Origin of the sequence: Pseudomonas fluorescens (assembly GCF_018614655.1) — a bacterium.
GTDB classification, from domain to species: domain Bacteria; phylum Pseudomonadota; class Gammaproteobacteria; order Pseudomonadales; family Pseudomonadaceae; genus Aquipseudomonas; species Aquipseudomonas fluorescens_BX.
Window position 1 is genome coordinate 324,666 of the sequence record NZ_JAGGOG010000014.1, and the last position, 19,540, is coordinate 344,205.

Consider the following 19,540-nt stretch of genomic DNA (forward strand, 5'->3'; position numbering starts at 1 on the left):
ACGACTTAACCACGCACGCCCCATCCGGGCGGCGGGCTTCGGCCCAGGGGCTCCTTCGAGGAGCCCTTTTTTATGCCCTCTTTATTCAGCCTCTAGGCAACGCGGCAATCGCATCCACCGACTGGCGAATCAACGCCGGGCCCTTGTAGATAAAACCGGAATACAGCTGCACCAGGCTGGCACCAGCCGCGATTTTCTCGGCCGCGTGCTTGCCTTCGGTGATACCACCTACGGCGATGATCGGCAGACGCCCTGCCAACTCGGCGGCCAGGACCTTGACGATATGGGTGCTCTGGTCACGTACCGGGGCCCCGGACAGGCCACCGGCCTCGTCACCATAGGCCAAGCCTTCGACGCCGACACGGCTCAGGGTGGTATTGGTGGCAATCACCGCATCCATTCCCGAGTCCACCAGCGCCTGTGCCACCAATACGGTTTCTTCATCGCTCATGTCCGGGGCAATCTTGATCGCCAACGGAACGCGCTTGCCATGACGCACGGCCAGGTCTTCCTGGCGCTGGCGCAAGGCTTCCAGCAGTTGTTTGAGGGAATCACCAAACTGCAAGCTGCGCAAACCCGGTGTATTGGGCGAGCTGACGTTGACCGTGACGTAACTGGCGTGGGCGTAGACCTTGTCCAGGCAAATCAGGTAGTCATCCACGGCACGCTCCACCGGCGTGTCGAAGTTCTTGCCGATATTGATCCCCAGGATGCCCTTGTACTTCGCCGCTTGAACCCGCGACAACAGGTGGTCGACCCCAAGGTTATTGAAGCCCATGCGATTGATGATCGCCTCGGCTTCCGGCAAGCGGAAAATGCGTGGCTTTGGATTGCCGGGTTGCGGTCTAGGTGTGACCGTGCCGATTTCGACAAAGCCGAAACCCAGCTGCGCAAAGCCGTCGATAGCCGCACCGTTCTTGTCCAAACCGGCGGCCAGTCCTACGGGATTGGGAAAGTCGAGCCCCATCACCGACACCGGCATCTTGGCCGGAGCCTTGCACACTAGGCCATTGAGCCCCAGGCGGCCACCCGCGCCGATCAGGTCCAGGGACAAATCGTGGGAGGTTTCCGGGGAGAGTTTGAACAACAGCTGGCGGGCCAGGGTATACATGGGCGGGCTTGACTCGGGTGGCGGCGAAAAGTGGCCGGGATTATAGCCGGGTGAAGGGGTCCAGGCGAAGCACGGCGCACAGACAATCCGATCATCAGTTACGCAACGCCATCAACTCTTCATACCGCGCCCAGATTTTTTGCGCATAACGAACACGCAATGCGTCACGTTGCGGCCCTGAGCCGGTGCCCACATTGTAAGAACCCACCGCTGTCCAGTTGTAACCAAACTGCTTGATAAAGCCGGCAAGAATCGATGCCCCCACCGCCACTGACAAGCAAGGCTCATCCAACAGTCGCTGCTCGGTAACGCCCTCCTTGAGCAGCCGTGGCAGGTGAATGCTGTTGATCTGCATCAGCCCGATATCCCGGGTGCCGTTATTGTTGCTGTAATTCATGGCGTCGGCTCGGTAGCCAGACTCCACCGCCGCTATGGCCTGTAACAGCTCCGGCTCGAGGTCATATCGACTGGCCGCTTCTGCCCAGCAATAAGCCTTGGCCTCGCTGCCCACGAGCAGGATGATCAGCAGCCATCCTTTGCACCAGGCCCCTCTCAAGTCAGGACTCCCACCGGCTCACCTGTCCACAGGTCGAACAGACGTGAACCACGGGGGGCACAGGCACGTGATCAGCCGCATTGACCGCTACTACCGGACAGGTAAAGCGGTAGCCCCTGCCATAGATGGTCTTGATAAACCCCTTGTCGTCGCCCAGGTGTTTACGCAGTGAATAGATACAGCGAGTCAGTGACTCCTCGGTGACTTCGCCAGAGGACCAGGCCCTTTCCAGCAAATGATCCTTGGTCACCAGCACACCGGTGGATGCAAGCAGTAAGCGCAACACCTGCCACTCCTTGGGAGGCAGCTGAATATCCGCGCAAGCGCCTGTCAGCCTGCCATCGCCATGCAACGTCCAGCGACCGAAGATCACAGGCGCAGGCGCCCAACCCTCAGCTACATCGTCCATTCAAACCTCGACACTTACCAACCGACATTCAGGGCTCCCTGGTGCTCAACACGGGTCTGCCAGATAGGCGGCAACTATAGAAATCACCTCGCAGCTATGCGGTAGGCAAAAACCCATAAACTCGAGATTTACTGGACAGGACGCGTAAGACATTTCGTCATAGCTCGGCTGAACGAACAAACGCGCGTTTCACACGCTGGTACTGAGATGGCGCCAAGGGCGGCGGATGCCCTGGCCCGATACTGATGTCCCCCAAGGCCCTGGCCTGGATCACAAACAAACGCACACTGTTGGCCATCGGCCCGAATGACGCGCCACGCGCGGCGCCATTGGCCGCGCGTGGAAAATCACCGACCCACAACCGATTACCCTGGCTCACACGCACCACGGTATTGATCCCGATATGCCCCACCGCTGCCAACGGTGCATCACTACCGCGTGGCTTGTTCATTTGGCGACCATCCTCGATGGTGAGCTGCATCTCGACTTCATTGGCCTCGGCAAAACGCGGCAGAACACTGACCTGAGTACCGTAAATAACCGGTTGCCATTCATCACTGTCTGTCCCTGGACGAGGCAGGTAGAAAGTCTGGTTGTCATGAAAAACCGCCGGGACATTCTCCTGAGTCAGGATGACGGGCAGCGTCACCACCTTCGCCCGACGCCGTCGCTCCAACGCCGTGATTCGACTCATGAACGCATCATCTTCAACGGGCGCCAGAGCCCGAGTCGCAAAGGCAGCCGTGCCCTCGGTCTTGCCCTCTTTGTGCAATTGCATGCCTATTTTCTTGAGCTCATCGCGGTCCACATCTACCAGCCACAGCGACACTTCTACTGACCGTTTGGGCACATCCAGCTCCGCCACGAGGTTCTCGATAAAACGTACCTGCTCGGGTTTCCCCTTTATCAACAGGCTATTCGTGTCGGGATACGCCATCACCGAGATGTTTTTATCAGCCAGCAACCCTGACGGGGACGAGGAGGTATTCTTCTGTTCGGAGGCCAACAGTTTTTCGATCATCGAGGCCATGCCCGGTACGTTGACCTGCTCGTCCCCCATGGCGTACTGACGATCGGCGACATGCGTGTTGAGCACCTGCACCACCCCGATCTTCTGTGCCCCCGTGCGCAACTCTTCACGCCGCCGATCCATGAGCTGGGCCAGACGCAGCACCTGATCGACATAGTTAGCCGGCCCCGAAACAGAAAACATTCGTGCCCCGCTCGCGCGTAGCGGATAGCGCGCTTCGCTGAGCCCAGAGCTCCGCATGAATCCACGCAGCCTGTCGACCGAGATATGACGCAACGCAACCACCGAGCTTTTCGCCTCACTGGCGTCATAGAGGTAGAGTACCCGCCCGTCGCTGTACCAGATCAAACCTTGCTGGACAGCCGTCGCCTCCAGCGTCCCTTGTGCCGTGCTGAAATCGAACGTCCCGGTGATGTGCTTGCGGGCAACAGCCGGGCTGACAACGATGGGCTGACCCAATGGCACCGATAACGCGGTAAAGAACGTGTGCAGGCTTTCATCCCTGGCCTGATAAACCTCGCCAAGGACCGGTGTGCTGCCTAGCATCAGCAGCCAACAAAGCCACCAGCGTCGCAAGAACAGATGGCAGTAAATCGCGGCGAATTGATCAACGTGCACGGCGGGTTTTCCTGCGTGGCCGGGAATGAAGGAGCGGGCATAGTGAGAGCCGCAGTGCTTTCAATCTTGATCAAAAGCTGACGCCGCTCCGAGCCCCCGTCCCCCGTGGCATGTGCCTTGCTTTGACTTGTTTATCGCAGCCCTCGCCAACGACGGAGCGGGCTCAAGGACAAAGGCGTCGTTACCCTCCGGTGGCTGGCACTGCCACCCGAAGGAACGACGCTTTTTTTGATTAAATAAGGTAGGCGTTGATGAGTGATTCGGTGGGCAATCGCCAGGCGGGCAACCCCCTGGCCTGGGTCAACGGCAGTGATGCCCCGGAAAAGCGCAGCCTCGACCTCGGCTTCATAGCCTTGAGCGACTGCGCCTCGGTGGTGGTCGCCGCCACCCAGGGCTTCGCCCAGCCCTACGGCCTGACCCTGAACCTCAAGCGCCAATCGTCGTGGGCTAATCTGCGGGACAAGCTGGTCAGCGGCGAACTGGATGCCGCCCACAGCCTGTATGGGCTGATCTACGCCGTGCACCTGGGAATTGGCGGTATCGCCCCCACCGACATGGCGGTGCTGATGGGCCTGAACCAGAATGGCCAAAGCATCAACCTGTCCCACGGCCTGCAGCAGCAAGGGGTGACCAGTCCTGAGGCACTGAATCACCACGCGCACCAAAGCCGAACAAAACTCACCTTCGCCCAGACCTTTCCCACAGGCACTCACGCCATGTGGTTGTATTACTGGCTGGCCAGCCAGGGCATCCATCCGTTGCAGGATGTTGAGAGTGTGGTGGTGCCACCGCCGCAAATGGTCGCGCACCTGCAAGCCGGGAGAATTGATGGTTTTTGCGTCGGCGAGCCGTGGTGTGCCAGTGCGGTGAAGCAAAACCAGGGCTTCACCTTGGCCACCACCCAGACCATTTGGCCGGATCATCCGGAAAAAGTCCTCGGCTGCACCCAGGCATTCGTCGAGCAATACCCCAACACGGCACGCGTGTTGGTGATGGCGATTTTGGAGGCCAGTCGCTTTATCGATGAAAGCCCTGAAAATCGCCACTCCACTGCGCAATTGCTTAGCGCCCGGGACTACCTTGATGCCCCCCTCGATTGCATCGAGCCGCGCCTGCTGGGCGAGTATGACGACGGCCTGGGCAACCACTGGCAAGACCTCCACGCCCTGCGTTTTCACGGTGGTGGCAAGGTCAACCTGCCTTATCTGTCCGACGGTATGTGGTTCATGACCCAGTTCCGCCGTTGGGGTTTGTTGCGCGAAGACCCGGACTACCTCGGCGTCGCCCGTCAGGTCCAGCAACTGGAGATCTATCGCGAGGCCGCAACGGCCGTGGGCGTCGCGGCCTGGGGCGAGGAAATGCGCAGCAGCCAACTAATCGATGGCAAGGTCTGGGACGGTTCGGACCCGGCCGGCTATGCCCGTAGCTTCCGTCTGCATGCCATGGCCGACACTGCCGCCCAACTCGCCCGGCGCTGACAGGAGGATGACCTTATGTTGCGAATCCTGCTGATCAATGACACTGCGCGCAAAGTCGGGCGCCTCAAGGCCGCGCTGACCGAGGCCGGATTCGAGGTCATCGACGAATCCGGGCTGACCATCGACCTGCCCGCACGGGTCGAAACAGTGCGCCCGGACGTGATCCTGATCGATACCGAGTCACCGGGCCGCGATGTCATGGAGCAAGTGGTGCTGGTCAGCCGCGACCAGCCACGGCCCATTGTGATGTTTACCGATGAGCACGACCCTGTGGTGATGCGTCAGGCGATCAAATCCGGGGTCAGTGCCTATATTGTCGAAGGTATCCAGGCCCAGCGCCTGCAACCGATCCTCGACGTGGCCATGGCCCGCTTCGAAAGCGACCAGGCCCTGCGCGCGCAGTTGCAGGCCCGGGACCAGCAGTTGGCAGAGCGCAAACGCATCGAACTGGCCAAGGGCCTATTGATGAAAATGAAGGACTGCAATGAAGAAGAGGCCTACACCCTGATGCGCCGCCAGGCCATGAGCCGGCAACAGAAGCTGATCCAGGTGGCAGAGCAAATTATTGCCATGAGCGAATTACTGGGCTGAAAAGTCCGTGTAGATACCGTCTTGCACGTCACCAGGCAAGAATTTGGCCCGTTGTAGCCGCTGCCGAGGCACGAGGCTGCGATAAGGGCCGAAGGACCTTCAGCGGTTTCAAGATCCTGGCGACTGCTGCGCAGCCGATCGCAGGCTGCGCCAGCGGCTACAGGTGATCGACACATTCCCCCCCGCTGCCGATATTGGCTCAGGTCTTGCTACACAATCACCACAGGTAGCCAACGGCGGTTGCCCCTCCACGACAAAGACGTCGCACACCCGGTTTGCCCTCGCGAACCCGGTGGCGGCGTTTTTTCGTTTTGGCCCCATAACCCGGGGCCGATGGAGCGGCCTTAGCCAGCTGTTCCATCACAAGGCCTTCTTACAAGCCCCCTTACCGCTGAGGTGCGTGATGAAATCAAGCTTCTGGAAATCCGGTCATACCCCGACCTTGTTTGCCGCGTTCCTGTATTTCGACCTGAGTTTCATGGTCTGGTACCTGCTCGGTCCACTGGCGATACAGATCGCCGCCGACCTGCACCTGACCACCCAGCAGCGCGGTCTGGTGGTGGCAACGCCGATCCTCGCGGGCGCCGTCCTGCGGTTTCTGATGGGCATGCTGGCAGACAAGCTGTCACCCAAGACCGCCGGGCTGATTGGCCAGGTCATAGTTATCGTGGCACTGTTCGTCGCCTGGAAACTGGGGATTCACAGTTATGAACACGCGTTGCTGCTGGGGATGTTCCTCGGCATGGCCGGCGCTTCTTTTGCCGTTGCCCTGCCCCTGGCGTCCCAGTGGTACCCCGCCGAGCACCAGGGCAAGGCCATGGGCATTGCCGGTGCAGGCAACTCCGGGACGGTGTTTGCAGCCCTGCTGGCGCCGGTGTTGGCGGCCGCGTTCGGCTGGAGCAATGTGTTTGGCTTCGCCCTGATTCCGCTGATCCTGACCCTGATCGTCTTCGCCTGGCTGGCCCGCAACGCCCCCGAACGGCCAAAAGCCAAGTCCATGGCCGACTACTTCAAGGCACTCGGCGACCGCGATAGTTGGTGGTTCATGTTTTTCTACAGCGTGACCTTCGGCGGATTCATCGGCCTGGCCAGCGCCCTGCCCGGCTACTTCAACGACCAGTACGGCTTGAGCCCGGTCGCCGCGGGTTACTACACCGCTGCCTGCGTGTTTGGTGGCAGCCTGATGCGACCTCTGGGCGGCGCGCTGGCCGATCGATTCGGTGGAATTCGCACCTTGCTGGGCATGTACAGCGTGGCGGCAATCTGTATTACCGCGGTGGGTTTCAACCTGCCGAGCTCCTACGCAGCCCTGGCGCTTTTCGTCTGCACCATGCTTGGCCTGGGTGCCGGTAACGGTGCGGTGTTCCAACTGGTACCCCAGCGCTTTCGCCGGGAGATCGGCGTGATGACCGGCCTGATCGGCATGGCGGGCGGCATCGGCGGTTTCGCCCTGGCGGCGGGCATGGGCGCGATCAAGCAAAGCACCGGTAGCTATCAACTCGCACTTTGGTTGTTCGCGAGCCTCGGCGTGCTGGCCTGGTTCGGCCTACATGGGGTCAAGCGTCGCTGGAGGACCACCTGGGGCTCGGCGGCCGTCACCGCTGCGCGGGTCTGATGAGCCTGCAACTGAGCGTCGCCCAGGCCAGTGCCACCGGCCCACGGGCGGAAAACCAGGATGCCTTGCGCCTGGTTACCCCCGCCCCTGAGTTGGCCGCGAGCAAAGGCTATTTGTGTGCCATCGCCGACGGCGTCAGCCAATGCGCCGACGGTGGCCTCGCCGCCCGCTCAACCCTGCAAGCTCTGGCGCTGGACTACTACGCCACACCGCAAACCTGGGACGTGGCCCAGGCCCTGGACCGCTTGCTGCTGGCACAGAACCGCTGGCTGCAGGCCAACGGTGGTGGCCTGCCGTTGCTCACCACCCTCAGTGCCCTGGTATTTCGTGGGCAGCGCTTCACCCTGGCGCATGTCGGTGACTGCCGGGTGTACCGCTGGCTGGACGGCGACTTGCAGCGCATCAGTGAAGAACATGTCTGGGAACAACCGGGCATGCAACATGTGCTCAAGCGCGCCCTGGGACTGGATCAACACTTGGTGGTGGATTTTCTCGACGGTGAGCTACGTGAGGGTGAGTGTTTTTTGCTGCTCAGCGATGGAGTCTGGGCGACGCTGGGCGATCACAGCATCAGCGCCATCCTGCGGGAACAGTCGGACCTGGACCTCGCCGTGAACACCCTGGTCAGCGCTGCGCATCTGGCGGGCAGCCAAGACAATGCCAGCGCCCTGCTGGTGCGTATCGACCAACTGGGCGCCGCCACCCTCGGCGATGCCCTGGTGCAGTTGCGCCAATGGCCCCTGCCACCCGCCTTGAAAGCCGGGCAGCGTTTTGAGGGCTGGCAGGTAGAAACGGTGCTGGGGCAAAGTCGGCAGTCCCTGCTTTACCGTGTGCGCGATGCCCAGCACCAGTCTTGGCTGTTGAAGACCTTGCCGGCCGGCCACGATGGTGACACCCATGCCGCGCAAGCCTTGCTATCGGAGGAATGGTTTCTGCGCCGAGTCGCCGGGCGAGCGTTTCCTGAAGTCCACCCCGCCAGCGGCCGTCTGCATTTGTACTACGTGATGCGTGAATACACTGGCCAGACCCTGGCCGAGCTGTTTAAGCAGCAAGGCCCGTTGCCCCTGGCGCAATGGCAGTTCCTCGCCGAACGCTTGCTGCGTGCGGTGGGGCTGTTGCACCGCAGGCAAATCCTGCACCGCGACATCAAACCGGAAAACCTGCTGCTGGGAGACGATGGTGAACTGCGCGTCCTGGATTTTGGCCTGGCCTACTGTCCGGGACTTTCCGAAGACCGTGCCCATTTGTTGCCTGGCACCCCGAGCTTCATCGCACCCGAAGCCTTCAATGGAGAACCTCCTACACCGCAGCAGGATCTGTACAGCATCGGCGTGACGTTGTACTACCTGCTGACCGGGCATTATCCCTACGGTGAAATCGAGGCTTTCCAACGGCCCAAGTTCGCCCTGCCCATCAGTGCCAGTCGATATCGGCCCGACCTGCCTGATTGGCTACAACAAGGCCTGGAGCGGGCAGTGGCCGCCCAACCTGAGCATCGTTATGAAACCGCCGAGGAATGGCTGCTGGTACTGGAACACGCCGAGCGCAGTGAGTTGAGCCTGCGCCCCAGGCCACTGCTGGAACGGGAACCGCTCAAGGTCTGGCAGACCCTGGCAGTTGCATCATTGTTGATCAATCTGGTGCTGCTGTACTGGCTATTGCACCGCTAAGGGGCGAAACCTCTCGAACTTTGCGCCACATCGCCAATAAACCCCGGCATCACCTCACTTGGCACAACCACTGCATTAGTTCTTCCATCAACACACATATAGCCGCCCCTTCAACGTCGAAGGTCGAGCTTCCCGAGAGAACGGGACCAGGACAAAGGCGTCCTCGCTAGGTAACTAGTGGGGACGCCTTTTTTTGTTTGCGCACGATTTGTCGAGCCACTGCGGAGAACGACATGAAGAAACTCAAACTGGTGATGATCGGCAACGGCATGGCCGGGGTTCGCACCCTTGAAGAATTGCTCAAGCTCAGCAGCGAGCTATACGACATCACCGTCTTTGGCGCCGAGCCCCACACCAACTACAACCGCATCCTGCTGTCGCCGGTGCTGGCCGGCGAGCAGACGTTCGAAGAGATCGTGCTCAACGACTTGAGTTGGTATCTGGACAACGACATCAAGCTGCTGCTTAACCGCAAAGTGGTGCAGATCGACCGGGTCAAACGTAAAGTCATCGCCGAAGACGGCAGCGAAGCCGAGTACGATCGCCTGCTGATCGCTACCGGGTCGACGCCGTTTATCCTGCCGATTCCCGGCAACACCTTGCAGGGCGTGATCGGCTACCGCGACATCGCCGACACACAGGCCATGATTGATACCGCCAAGACTCACAAGCACGCGGTGGTGATCGGCGGCGGCCTGCTCGGCCTGGAAGCCGCCAATGGCCTGATGCTGCGGGGCATGCACGTGACCGTGGTGCATATCGGTGAGTGGTTGCTGGAGCGGCAACTGGACAAGACCAGCGGCCAACTGCTGCAAACCGAACTGGAAAGCCGTGGCTTGGTGTTCCGCCTGTGCGAACAGACCCAGGCCCTGCATGACGCCGGTAACGGTCGCGTCGGCTCGGTACAGTTCAAGAATGGCGACGTGATCCCCGCCGACCTGGTGGTGATGGCCGCCGGTATTCGTCCCAATACCGAACTGGCGGAAAAGTCCGGCATCCCGTGCAACCGTGGGATTCTGGTCAATGACACACTGCAAACCTACGATCCGCGCATTTATGCCATCGGCGAATGCGCCAGCCATCGCGGGATCGCCTATGGTCTGGTCGCGCCGCTGTTCGAACAGGCCAAGGTCTGCGCCAATCATCTCGCACAATTGGGCTTTGCCCGCTATCAAGGCTCGGTGACTTCAACCAAGCTGAAAGTGACCGGTATCGACCTGTTCTCCGCCGGCGACTTCATGGGCGGCGAAGGCACTGAAACCATCACCCTCTCCGACCCGATCGGCGGCGTCTACAAGAAACTGGTGATCAAGGACGACATCCTCGTCGGCGCGTGCCTGTACGGCGACACCGCCGACGGTGGCTGGTACTTCCGACAGATCCGTGAGAACCACGCCATTGGCGAGATCCGCGATCACTTGATGTTTGGTGAAAACGCTTTGGGCGACGTAGGCCATCAGGGCCAGGACAAGGCCATGAGCATGGCCGACAGCGCCGAAGTCTGCGGCTGCAATGGCGTGTGCAAGGGCACCATCGTCAAGGCGATTCAGGAACAGGGCCTGTTCAGCGTCGACGAGGTCAAGAAACACACCAAGGCCGCCAGTTCCTGCGGCTCCTGCGCCGGGCTGGTGGAGCAGATCCTGATAAACACCGTGGGCGGTGCTGCTGACGTCAAACCGAAAAGCGAAAAGGCTATCTGCGGTTGCAGCGACCTCAACCACGGGCAGATCCGCCAAGCCATTCGCGACCAACATTTACTGACCATCGCCGGCACCATGAGCTACCTCAACTGGCGCACCCCGAATGGCTGCGCCACCTGCCGCCCGGCATTGAATTACTACCTGATTTCCACCTGGCCCGGCGAAGCCAAGGATGACCCGCAATCGCGGCTGATCAACGAGCGGGCCCACGCCAACATCCAGAAAGATGGCACCTATTCGGTGGTCCCACGGATGTGGGGGGGTGTGACCAATCCTTCGGAGCTGCGCCGTATTGCGGATGTGGCAGACAAGTACAACGTGCCCATGGTCAAGGTCACCGGCGGGCAACGCATCGACTTGCTGGGGATCAAGAAACAGGACCTTCCGGGTGTCTGGAAGGATCTCGACATGCCCTCCGGCCATGCCTACGGTAAATCCATCCGCACCGTGAAGACCTGCGTGGGCAGCGAGTTCTGCCGTTTTGGCACGCAGAACTCCACGCAACTGGGCATCGAACTGGAACATGACTTGTTCAACATGTGGTCGCCCCACAAGGTCAAGCTGGCGGTCTCAGGTTGCCCGCGTAATTGCTCGGAAGCAGGGATCAAGGACGTGGGAATCATCGGCGTCGATTCCGGCTGGGAGATGTACATCGGCGGCAACGGCGGGATCAAGACCGAGGTCGCCGAGTTCTTCGTCAAGCTGAAAACCGCTGAAGAAGTGCGCGAATACAACGGCGCTTTCCTACAGCTTTACCGGGAAGAGGCCTTCTACCTGGAGCGCACCGTGCACTACCTGCAACGGGTGGGCATGGAGCACATCAAGAAAGCCGTACTGGAAGATCCAGAACGCCGTCGGGCCCTCAACGACCGCCTGCAATTCTCCCTGTCGTTCGAACAGGACCCGTGGAAGGAACGCCTGGAGCAGCCACAGTTGAAAAAGGAGTTCGACACCATCCCCGTCAAACAGCTGGAGGTAACGGTATGAACTGGCTGGATATCTGTGCGCTGGATGAAATCAATGCCCTCGGCTCGCGCATCATCAGCGGACCTAAAGGCGAGATCGCGATTTTCCGTACCAGTGACGACGAAGTGTTTGCCCTGGATGACCGCTGCCCCCACAAGGGTGGGCCGTTGTCCCAAGGTTTGATCTACGGCAAGCGAGTTGCCTGCCCATTGCATAACTGGCAGATCGACCTGGCCTCCGGTGAAGCCCAGGCACCGGATATCGGTTGCGCTCACCATCATCACGCCCGGGTTGAAAACGGTCGAGTCATGCTGGCCCTGCGGGACGCCGGTTGATGAACCGCCAGACCACCGCCTCGACCTGCTGCTACTGCGGGGTGGGTTGCGGCGTACTGATTGAGCATGACGGCGAGCGGATTCTCGGTGTCAGCGGTGATCCAACGCACCCAGCCAACTTCGGCAAACTGTGCAGCAAGGGTTCCAGTCTGCACCTGACCGGAGACATCACTGCACGGGCGTTGTACCCGGAACTGCGGCTAGGCAAGACCCTGGCCCGCAGCCGCACCGATTGGGATACCGCACTGGAACACGCCGCCAACGTGTTCGCCGACACCATTGCCGAACATGGGCCGGACAGCGTGGCCTTCTACATCTCCGGACAACTGCTGACCGAGGACTACTACAGCTTCAACAAGCTGGCCCGTGCACTGGTGGGCACCAACAATATCGACAGCAACTCCAGGCTCTGCATGTCATCGGCCGTAGTGGGTTACAAGCGCAGCTTGGGGGCGGATGCGCCGCCGTGCAGCTATGAAGACCTGGAGTCGAGCGACTGTGTGCTGATCGTCGGCAGCAACATGGCCTACGCCCATCCGGTGTTGTTCCGACGCCTGGAGGAAGCCAAAGCTCGTCGCCCGCAGATGAAAGTGATCGTGGTTGATCCAAGGCGCACCGACACCTGCGATTTGGCAGACCTGCATTTGGCGATCCTGCCGGGTACAGACGTCGCCTTGTTTCATGGGATTTTGCACCTGTTGCTGTGGGAAGACTGGATCGATCGCGACTTTATCCAGGGTCATACCGAGGGTTTGGCCGAGCTGAAAAAGCTGGTGCACGACTACACCCCGCAAATGGTGTCGCAACTGTGCGGGATCAACGTCGAGCAACTGCGCCAGTGCGCGCAATGGATTGGTACGTCACCCAGTTTTCTGTCGCTGTGGTGCATGGGGCTCAACCAGTCCACCGCCGGCAGCTCGAAGAACAGCGCATTGATCAATCTACACTTGGCCACCGGCACCCTGGGCCGGCCGGGCTGCGGGCCGTTTTCCCTGACCGGCCAGCCGAATGCCATGGGTGGTCGGGAAACCGGCAGCTTGTCGAATCTGCTGCCTGGTCACCGTGAGGCGGCCAACCCGGAACATAGAGCGCAAGTGGCCGCCTATTGGGGCGTCGAACAACTGCCGGCCAATACCGGGCTGACCGCCATCGAACTCTTCGAGCAAATTCAGGCTGGCAAGATCAAGGCGCTGTGGATCGCTTGCACCAACCCCGCGCAATCACTGCCGGACCAGAATGCCGTCCGCCAAGCCTTGGCAGCGTGCCCCTTCGTCGTGTTGCAGGAAGCCTTTCGCACCACCGAAACCGCCGCCTTCGCCGACTTGTTGTTGCCGGCCGCCAGTTGGGGCGAGAAAGAAGGCACCGTCACCAACTCCGAGCGACGTATTTCCCACGTGCGCCGCGCCATCGTCCCACCGGGAGAGGCGCGGCCTGACTGGGCGATCACCGTGGATTTCGCCCAGCGTCTGGAGCGACGGCTGCGGCCTGGATTGACGAGCTTATTCGCCTTTGAGCACCCGGCGCAGATCTTCGATGAGTACAAGATGCTGACCTGCGAGCGCGACTTGGACCTGTCGGGTATCAGTCACGCCTTACTCGACCGAATCGGCCCGCAGCAATGGCCTTTTCCGTCCAACGCGCAGACAGGTACCGCGCGGCTGTATACCGACGGCGTCTTTCCTACCGAGAATGGGCGCGCACGTTTTATTGCCGACCCCTACCGGGCCGCCAAGGAACAACGGGACGCGCGCTTCCCCCTGACCCTCATCACCGGCCGCCTGAGGGACCAATGGCACGGTATGAGCCGCACAGGCACCGCTGCGCAACTATTTGGCCATGTCAGCGAAGCCTTGTTGGGCCTGCACCCGGATGAACTGCGGCGCCATCGCTTCAAAGAGGGCGATCTGGTCAGCCTGAAAAGCCGTCGCGGCAGTGTGATTGTGGCGGTGTCCAGCGACGACAGCGTGCGACCCGGCCAGGCATTTCTGCCCATGCACTGGGGCGATCGCTTCCTCAAGGGCGGCGTCAATGCCCTCACCCAACCGGCGTTCGATCCCTTGTCGAAACAGCCAGAACTCAAGCACAGCGGCGTACGCCTGGAAGCGGTGCAATTGCCCTGGCAATTGTTCGCATTGATTGAGGGCGATGTGCAGCAGCATTTTGAAGCATTGCGACCGCTGTGCGAGGGCTTTGCCTACGTCAGCTTGAGCCTGGCTGGGCGTGAACGGCCAGCGTTGTTGATTCGCGCGGCCCATGGCGAAGCGCCTGACTTGCAAGTGCTCCAGCGCATCGACCAGTTACTGGGACTCAATGATGGCCCGGTCATGGCCTATGACGATCCCCGCCGCTCCATCGGCAAGCGCGTGAAAATTGAGAAGGGTCGTATCACCGCCGTCCGCCTGGCAGGAGAAACCCTCGCCCGCCACTGGTTGCAAAGCCTGTGGCTGGAAGGCCGCACCGACGAACAACTACGCCGCTGGCTCTTGGCGCCGTTGAGCGCACCGCCGGGCAACGCCGCAGGAACGACCAACAACAAGACCTTGTGCAACTGCAAGAACGTCAGCGAAAGCGCCGTCTGCGCAGGCATCGCCCGGGGCCTGGACCTGAATGGACTCAAGCAGGAACTGGGCTGCGGCACGCAATGCGGTTCCTGTGTACCGGAAATCAAACGTCTATTGGCCAGCAATCCGCAATCCATTGCGATAAGTCTGTGAGGGGAATAATCATGAATGCAAAAGTCTGGCTGGTGGGCGCAGGCCCCGGTGATCCGGAACTGCTGACCCTCAAAGCGGTAAGAGCACTGCGTGAGGCAGATGTGGTGCTCATTGATGACTTGGTCAACCCAACGGTGCTTGAGCATTGCCCGGAGGCTCGAGTGGTGACCGTCGGCAAACGTGGCGGTTGTCGCTCCACGCCACAGAACTTTATCCACCGCCTGATGCTGCGCTATGCCCGCCAGGGCAAGTGTGTGGTGCGGCTTAAAGGAGGTGATCCCTGCATTTTTGGCCGCGGCGGCGAAGAAGCCTTGTGGCTGAGGGATCGGGGTATCGAGGTAGAGCTGGTCAATGGCATTACGGCGGGACTTTCAGGCGCAACCAACTGCGATATACCGCTGACGTTGCGGGGGATCAGTCGTGGCGTCACCCTAGTGACCGCCCACACTCAAGACGACAGCACTCTCAATTGGCGGGCACTGGCAGACGGTGGAACGACGCTGGTGGTCTACATGGGCGTGGCGAAGCTGGGAGAGATCCGGCAACAGTTACTGGAGGCGGGCATGGCCGCTGATATGCCGGTGGCCATGATTGAAAATGCGTCATTACCTGAGCAACGGGAGTGTCGCAGCGACCTTTCCGGCATGGAGGACGATGCGCGGGACTTTGCCTTGAAGAGCCCGGCAATCCTGGTGATTGGACACGTTGCTGCAATGGCGCAGGCGGTGCAAACACGGGCAATGGAAACCGCCTGAGGCAAACTCCAGGCGAAAAAAAGCCCGGCCTAAGCCGGGCTTTTTTCTACAACTCAGTAATTACTGAGCTGCTTGAGCTTCAACCGATGCTTCTACGCGACGGTTAACAGCACGACCTGCTTCAGTTGCGTTATCAGCAACTGGGCGGGATTCGCCGTAACCAACCGAAGTCACACGGCTAGCGTCAACACCGTCCTTGACCAGGACTTGTTTAACAGCGTCAGCACGACGCTGGGACAGCTTCTGGTTGTAGGCGTCTGGACCGATGGAGTCAGTGTGACCAGCAACTTCTACGTTGGTAGCTGGGTACTGAGCCATGAAGTCGGCCAGGTTTTTCACGTCGCCGTAGCTGTTAGGCTTAACAACCGACTTGTCGAAGTCGAACTTAACGTCCAACTCAACACGAACAACCTGAGCAACCGGAGCTTCTGGCTCTGGAACTGGCTCTGGAGCTGGGGCAGGAGCTGGTGCTACTGCGCCGGCGTTACCGCCGAAGTTTACGCCCAGACCAACCAGTGCAGCGTAGTCCCACTTACCGTTGTCGAGACCGTAGTCAGCTTCAACACCAGCACGAGCGTACAGGTTGTTGGTGAAGTAGTACTTCACGCCAGTACCGATGATAGCCAGGGTCGTTTGATCACGACCTTTGTGACCGTCAGCTTCTACGTTGCTACGGCTCTGGTGACCGAAACCACCTTCTACGTATGGACGCAGGGAGTCAACGCCAGCCTGACCAAAGTGATATTGAGCAGTCAGGCTGCCAGTATCGCCACCGATCTTCTGATTACCAGTACCGTTGTTCGAACGGGTGTGGTTGGTCTTGTCGTAGCTGAGGTTCAGCTCGAGGTCGTCGGTCAGGAAATAACCAATGCGAGCGCCTGGGTTGAAGCCGTCTTCGATATTTTTGACGCTATCGTTGTACTGCTTCTTGTAGAACAGCTCGCCTTCAACTGCGCCTTGGCCTTGTGCCAGAACGCCGAAAGAAGTAGCGGCAATAAGAGAACCAATGGCCAAGCCCAAGGTGTTTTTCAGTTTCATCCGTTAAATCCCCATCTGGTGATTGTAAAGCAGTCCCACATACCGGGGGACAACTCGGCGACAAGTCTAACAGAACTTGCCTACACGTAAGAGATATTTGCACCGAACTAAGTTTCAGTACTGCCCGCAAATTTCTCACGCAATTTATCAAGAGCACGTTTGTAACGCATTTTTGTAGCACTCAAACCCATATGCATGATATCCGCGATTTCCTGAAACTCCAGTTCTGCGACAAATCGTAGCACCAGAATTTCCCGGTCAATCGGGTTCACATACACCAGCCAGCGATCAAGTCCGCCCTTCTCCTCAGGTGTCGGCGCCTTTTCTTCAGACGCTTCCTCGAGGGGGTCCAGACTCAAAGCATCCATCAAGCGACGCTTTCGCCGTTCCTTCCGATACTGCGTGATGCACTCATTGTACGTGATGCTGTATAGCCAGGTTTTGAACTTCGATTTACCCTCGAAGTTCTTCAGGCCGTACAGCACCTTGAGCATCACTTCCTGACAGACATCATCCGCATCCCGATCGTTCCCCAAATATCTTGAACAAACGTTGAACAAGGTGCGTTGATACCTGCGCATCAATTCTTCGTACGCACGTGTTACGTGAAACAGCTCCGTGTGCGAGCGCGCGACCAACTCCTCATCAGAGAGCTCACGGGGGTCATAGCGCGTGGACAGCGTTTGGGCTTTATTCAAAACAAGTCGTGCCGACAGTCAGGTCAATGTCCGCCACAGTCTGGTTACCCAGGATTGCGGCGGCGTACATTAGCAGGGTTTGCCGGATTAGCGGCTACTCACATGCTGTTCCAGCAGAATCCGATTGGACAGCGAAACCAGTTCGCCATCATCGGTCAGCACTGTCGTCTTGACCGTGCCGATCTCTTCGATCTGCCCTTCGACCTCGCCCACACGCACGTGTTGCCCAACCTGGTACAACTCACGCACATAGATTCCCGCAAGAATCTGACCGGCAATATCCCGGCTTCCCAACCCCATGGCCAGCGCAACAGCCAGACCAACGGTAATCAAAACAATCACAATCACATGGTTCAGGAGGTCAGTCTTGACCTCCAACTGGCTGATCGCGACCGAAATACTGATGATGATCACCAGCCCCTGAGCGATTCGCCCCAGACCGCTGGCGTAATCCAGCCCCACTCCTTCAGCTGCGCCTCGCACCAGCCCATTGGCCAGTTGCGCCAGCAAAACCCCTACCAGCAACACCAGCGCGCCGCCGAATACCTTCGGCAAATACAGCGCCAACATGTCGAGAGTAGCTGAAACTCGCTCAAGTCCAAGTGATTCGGCTGCAGAAACCAAAAAAATCAGCAAAACGAACCAATAAACAATCTTTCCGATCAGTGTGGAGATCGGTACTTGCAGCCCGGCCCGGCCCAGCAACTTGGTAAGACCGGTGCCTCCCATCAAGCGATCAAGGCCTAATTTGGCCAGCAACTTGGACAGCAGGGTGTCGAGTAGCTTGGCCACGACAAACCCTAGCAGGACCACCACCAGAGCGCCAAACAGGTTGGGAATGAAATTCGCCACCTTGGTCCACAGTGCAGTCATTGCAGTTACCAGACTCTGCGTCCAGAGATCAAGTTCCATATTCAATCAGCCTTATCAGCAGTGCGAGCAATAGGTTTACGACGGGAAACCGGGGATACATGGGCCGAACCATTGTTCAGGGCCATCATCAACGCCGGCAGCCAACGACCGAGCAAACCGAACAGATCTCCCGCCCCGACCTGACGGTTGGCGGTTTTCAGTACGCGACCCAGGCAAGCATCGTCGTCCCGGTTGGACGGCGAGGCATTAAGCATGTCACGCAAAGACTGTTCGAACGGATCGTGCATAAGGGACCTCTCGCAAGTATTTTAAAAGACGAGGGTAAAATTCTTCAGGTCACATGACCTCTTCCTACGTTCAGGTCATATTCAGGTCAAACCCAGCGTAACCGTCGAAACAACCACCATTGTCCCAGCGCCACCGAGACCATCATCAGGCAGGCAATCAAGAACCCGTAAGGGCTGGAAGAGAACGGAATCCCCCCCACATTGATGCCCAGCAATCCCGTCAGGAAACTCATTGGCAGGAAGATCCCGGTGATGATCCCGAAGCGGTACATGGTGCGGTTCATGCGCACGCTCAAGCGCCGGTCTTCGGCCTCAAGCACAAGCCCCACGCGCTCTCGGGTCAATTCCAGCTCTTCCAGATAACGGGTCAGGCTGTTGTTCAATTCATTCCAATAGTCAGCATCGTCATCGACGAACCACGGCAATTTGATCCGGGTCAACTGGCCGAAGATATCCCGCTGGGGTGACAAGAAGCGCTTCAACCCCGCCGCCCTACGACGGATCTGCAAGATGCTGCCATGCTCCGGGGTATACCGTTCGTCGGCATCCAGTTTTTCTTCTTCGGCATCGACGATTTCAGAAAGATCGCTGACCAGATCCTGAACCTTGTTGGTCAGGTACTGCGCCATATAAAGGATAAGTTCTGACGCGGTTTTAGGCCCTTTGCCATCCGCCAATTGCACCAGCAGCTCATCGGTGGCGCGCAATGGCCGCAAACGCAGGGAGATGACCCGCGAAGCCGAGGCAAAAATGCGCACCGACACCATGTCTTCCGGCTCGGCCCCGGGGTTCAGGTTGATTCCGCGCAAGAACAGCAACAGCTCTGCGTCCGGCAGTGGCAACAGACGCGGGCGAGTGTTCTCTTCCAGCAGCAAGTCACAAGCAAACTCGCTCAGGCCGCTGGATTTGCGCAGCCAGGTCTGGGTCTGGGGATGGCTGCGATCCCAATGCAGCCACAGGCTTTCCTGCGGCTGCAGGTGCAGCTCATCAAGCTCAGTCCGGGCAATCGAACGCGCACCGCCTTTGCCATCCAGCACCAGGGCATGCACCAGCCCCCATTGCGCGTTTTCTTCCTCGAACATCCTCACCCCTGTCG

Annotated in this window: 17 protein-coding genes; 8 read left to right on the forward strand and 9 right to left on the reverse strand. The window is 59.4% G+C overall.

Annotated elements, in window-relative coordinates; genetic code table 11:
• Positions 1-85 precede the first annotated feature (85 nt).
• From J7E41_RS15400 to sctC, 4 genes are all read right to left on the reverse strand, one after another.
• Positions 86-1,111, reverse strand: coding sequence for a quinone-dependent dihydroorotate dehydrogenase (locus tag J7E41_RS15400; RefSeq protein WP_214994075.1), 1,026 nt, complete (start codon positions 1,109-1,111; stop codon positions 86-88).
• A 94-nt stretch (positions 1,112-1,205) separates the two neighbouring features.
• Positions 1,206-1,667, reverse strand: coding sequence for a transglycosylase SLT domain-containing protein (locus J7E41_RS15405; RefSeq protein WP_214994077.1), 462 nt, complete (start codon positions 1,665-1,667; stop codon positions 1,206-1,208).
• Between the two features lies 1 nt (position 1,668).
• Positions 1,669-2,076, reverse strand: a complete 408-nt coding sequence (locus J7E41_RS15410) for a winged helix-turn-helix domain-containing protein (RefSeq protein WP_214994079.1) — start codon at positions 2,074-2,076, stop codon at positions 1,669-1,671.
• A gap of 157 nt (positions 2,077-2,233) precedes the next feature.
• Entirely contained in the window at positions 2,234-3,652 is a 1,419-nt protein-coding gene (sctC, locus tag J7E41_RS15415; protein WP_214994204.1) for a type III secretion system outer membrane ring subunit SctC, read from the reverse strand.
• Positions 3,653-3,975: 323 nt separating this feature from the next.
• On the opposite strand from sctC, the gene J7E41_RS15420 reads away from it, so the two are divergent.
• From J7E41_RS15420 to cobA, 8 genes are all read left to right on the forward strand, one after another.
• Positions 3,976-5,202, forward strand: coding sequence for a CmpA/NrtA family ABC transporter substrate-binding protein (locus tag J7E41_RS15420; protein WP_214994081.1), 1,227 nt, complete (start codon positions 3,976-3,978; stop codon positions 5,200-5,202).
• Positions 5,203-5,217: 15 nt separating this feature from the next.
• On the forward strand, positions 5,218-5,793 hold the full coding sequence (locus J7E41_RS15425; RefSeq protein ID WP_214994083.1) for an ANTAR domain-containing response regulator: 576 nt from the start codon (positions 5,218-5,220) through the stop codon (positions 5,791-5,793).
• A gap of 403 nt (positions 5,794-6,196) precedes the next feature.
• Complete coding sequence (locus tag J7E41_RS15430) at positions 6,197-7,408, forward strand: nitrate/nitrite transporter (RefSeq protein WP_214994085.1); 1,212 nt, start codon at positions 6,197-6,199, stop codon at positions 7,406-7,408.
• Positions 7,408-9,078 (forward strand): bifunctional protein-serine/threonine kinase/phosphatase, encoded by a 1,671-nt coding sequence (locus J7E41_RS15435; protein ID WP_214994087.1) that lies wholly within the window; start codon positions 7,408-7,410, stop codon positions 9,076-9,078. Before J7E41_RS15430 ends, J7E41_RS15435 begins: the two co-directional genes overlap by 1 nt.
• Positions 9,079-9,311: 233 nt before the next feature.
• Positions 9,312-11,765 carry a nitrite reductase large subunit NirB gene (gene nirB / locus J7E41_RS15440; RefSeq protein ID WP_214994089.1) on the forward strand — a complete coding sequence of 818 codons (2,454 nt, stop codon included), beginning with the start codon at positions 9,312-9,314 and terminating at the stop codon, positions 11,763-11,765.
• Positions 11,762-12,079, forward strand: a complete 318-nt coding sequence (gene nirD, locus J7E41_RS15445; RefSeq protein WP_032863380.1) for a nitrite reductase small subunit NirD — start codon at positions 11,762-11,764, stop codon at positions 12,077-12,079. Before nirB ends, nirD begins: the two co-directional genes overlap by 4 nt.
• The gene (locus J7E41_RS15450) at positions 12,079-14,793 is read left to right on the forward strand and encodes a nitrate reductase (RefSeq protein WP_214994091.1); all 2,715 of its coding nucleotides are present in this window, start codon (positions 12,079-12,081) and stop codon (positions 14,791-14,793) included. The genes nirD and J7E41_RS15450 overlap by 1 nt, the downstream gene beginning before the upstream one ends.
• A gap of 11 nt (positions 14,794-14,804) precedes the next feature.
• On the forward strand, positions 14,805-15,548 hold the full coding sequence (gene cobA, locus J7E41_RS15455) for a uroporphyrinogen-III C-methyltransferase (RefSeq protein ID WP_214994093.1): 744 nt from the start codon (positions 14,805-14,807) through the stop codon (positions 15,546-15,548).
• Positions 15,549-15,608: 60 nt separating this feature from the next.
• On the opposite strand, the gene J7E41_RS15460 is transcribed toward cobA, so the two are convergent.
• The 5 genes from J7E41_RS15460 to J7E41_RS15480 form a co-directional block, all read right to left on the reverse strand.
• Positions 15,609-16,586 carry an OmpA family protein gene (locus J7E41_RS15460; protein ID WP_214994095.1) on the reverse strand — a complete coding sequence of 326 codons (978 nt, stop codon included), beginning with the start codon at positions 16,584-16,586 and terminating at the stop codon, positions 15,609-15,611.
• 107 nt (positions 16,587-16,693) lie between these two features.
• On the reverse strand, positions 16,694-17,284 hold the full coding sequence (sigX, locus tag J7E41_RS15465; RefSeq protein ID WP_064453626.1) for an RNA polymerase sigma factor SigX: 591 nt from the start codon (positions 17,282-17,284) through the stop codon (positions 16,694-16,696).
• A gap of 87 nt (positions 17,285-17,371) precedes the next feature.
• Positions 17,372-18,196: a mechanosensitive ion channel family protein gene (locus tag J7E41_RS15470; protein WP_155583084.1), complete on the reverse strand. Its 825-nt coding sequence runs from the start codon at positions 18,194-18,196 to the stop codon at positions 17,372-17,374.
• 2 nt (positions 18,197-18,198) lie between these two features.
• Positions 18,199-18,444, reverse strand: a complete 246-nt coding sequence (locus tag J7E41_RS15475; RefSeq protein WP_029298275.1) for a hypothetical protein — start codon at positions 18,442-18,444, stop codon at positions 18,199-18,201.
• Between the two features lie 86 nt (positions 18,445-18,530).
• A complete protein-coding gene (locus tag J7E41_RS15480) occupies positions 18,531-19,526 on the reverse strand; it encodes a zinc transporter ZntB (protein WP_214994097.1) in 996 nt (331 codons plus the stop codon).
• Between the last annotated feature and the right edge of the window lie 14 nt (positions 19,527-19,540).

Coding starts and splice junctions, on each gene's coding strand:
- J7E41_RS15400 (WP_214994075.1), bottom strand. CDS start 1,111: ATGTATACCCTGGCCCGCCAGCTGTTGTTCAAACTCTCCCCGGAAACC.
- J7E41_RS15410 (WP_214994079.1), bottom strand. CDS start 2,076: ATGGACGATGTAGCTGAGGGTTGGGCGCCTGCGCCTGTGATCTTCGGT.
- sctC (WP_214994204.1), bottom strand. CDS start 3,652: ATGCTAGGCAGCACACCGGTCCTTGGCGAGGTTTATCAGGCCAGGGAT.
- J7E41_RS15420 (WP_214994081.1), top strand. CDS start 3,976: ATGAGTGATTCGGTGGGCAATCGCCAGGCGGGCAACCCCCTGGCCTGG.
- J7E41_RS15425 (WP_214994083.1), top strand. CDS start 5,218: ATGTTGCGAATCCTGCTGATCAATGACACTGCGCGCAAAGTCGGGCGC.
- J7E41_RS15430 (WP_214994085.1), top strand. CDS start 6,197: ATGAAATCAAGCTTCTGGAAATCCGGTCATACCCCGACCTTGTTTGCC.
- J7E41_RS15435 (WP_214994087.1), top strand. CDS start 7,408: ATGAGCCTGCAACTGAGCGTCGCCCAGGCCAGTGCCACCGGCCCACGG.
- nirB (WP_214994089.1), top strand. CDS start 9,312: ATGAAGAAACTCAAACTGGTGATGATCGGCAACGGCATGGCCGGGGTT.
- nirD (WP_032863380.1), top strand. CDS start 11,762: ATGAACTGGCTGGATATCTGTGCGCTGGATGAAATCAATGCCCTCGGC.
- J7E41_RS15450 (WP_214994091.1), top strand. CDS start 12,079: ATGAACCGCCAGACCACCGCCTCGACCTGCTGCTACTGCGGGGTGGGT.
- cobA (WP_214994093.1), top strand. CDS start 14,805: ATGAATGCAAAAGTCTGGCTGGTGGGCGCAGGCCCCGGTGATCCGGAA.
- J7E41_RS15460 (WP_214994095.1), bottom strand. CDS start 16,586: ATGAAACTGAAAAACACCTTGGGCTTGGCCATTGGTTCTCTTATTGCC.
- J7E41_RS15470 (WP_155583084.1), bottom strand. CDS start 18,196: ATGGAACTTGATCTCTGGACGCAGAGTCTGGTAACTGCAATGACTGCA.
- J7E41_RS15475 (WP_029298275.1), bottom strand. CDS start 18,444: ATGCACGATCCGTTCGAACAGTCTTTGCGTGACATGCTTAATGCCTCG.
- J7E41_RS15480 (WP_214994097.1), bottom strand. CDS start 19,526: ATGTTCGAGGAAGAAAACGCGCAATGGGGGCTGGTGCATGCCCTGGTG.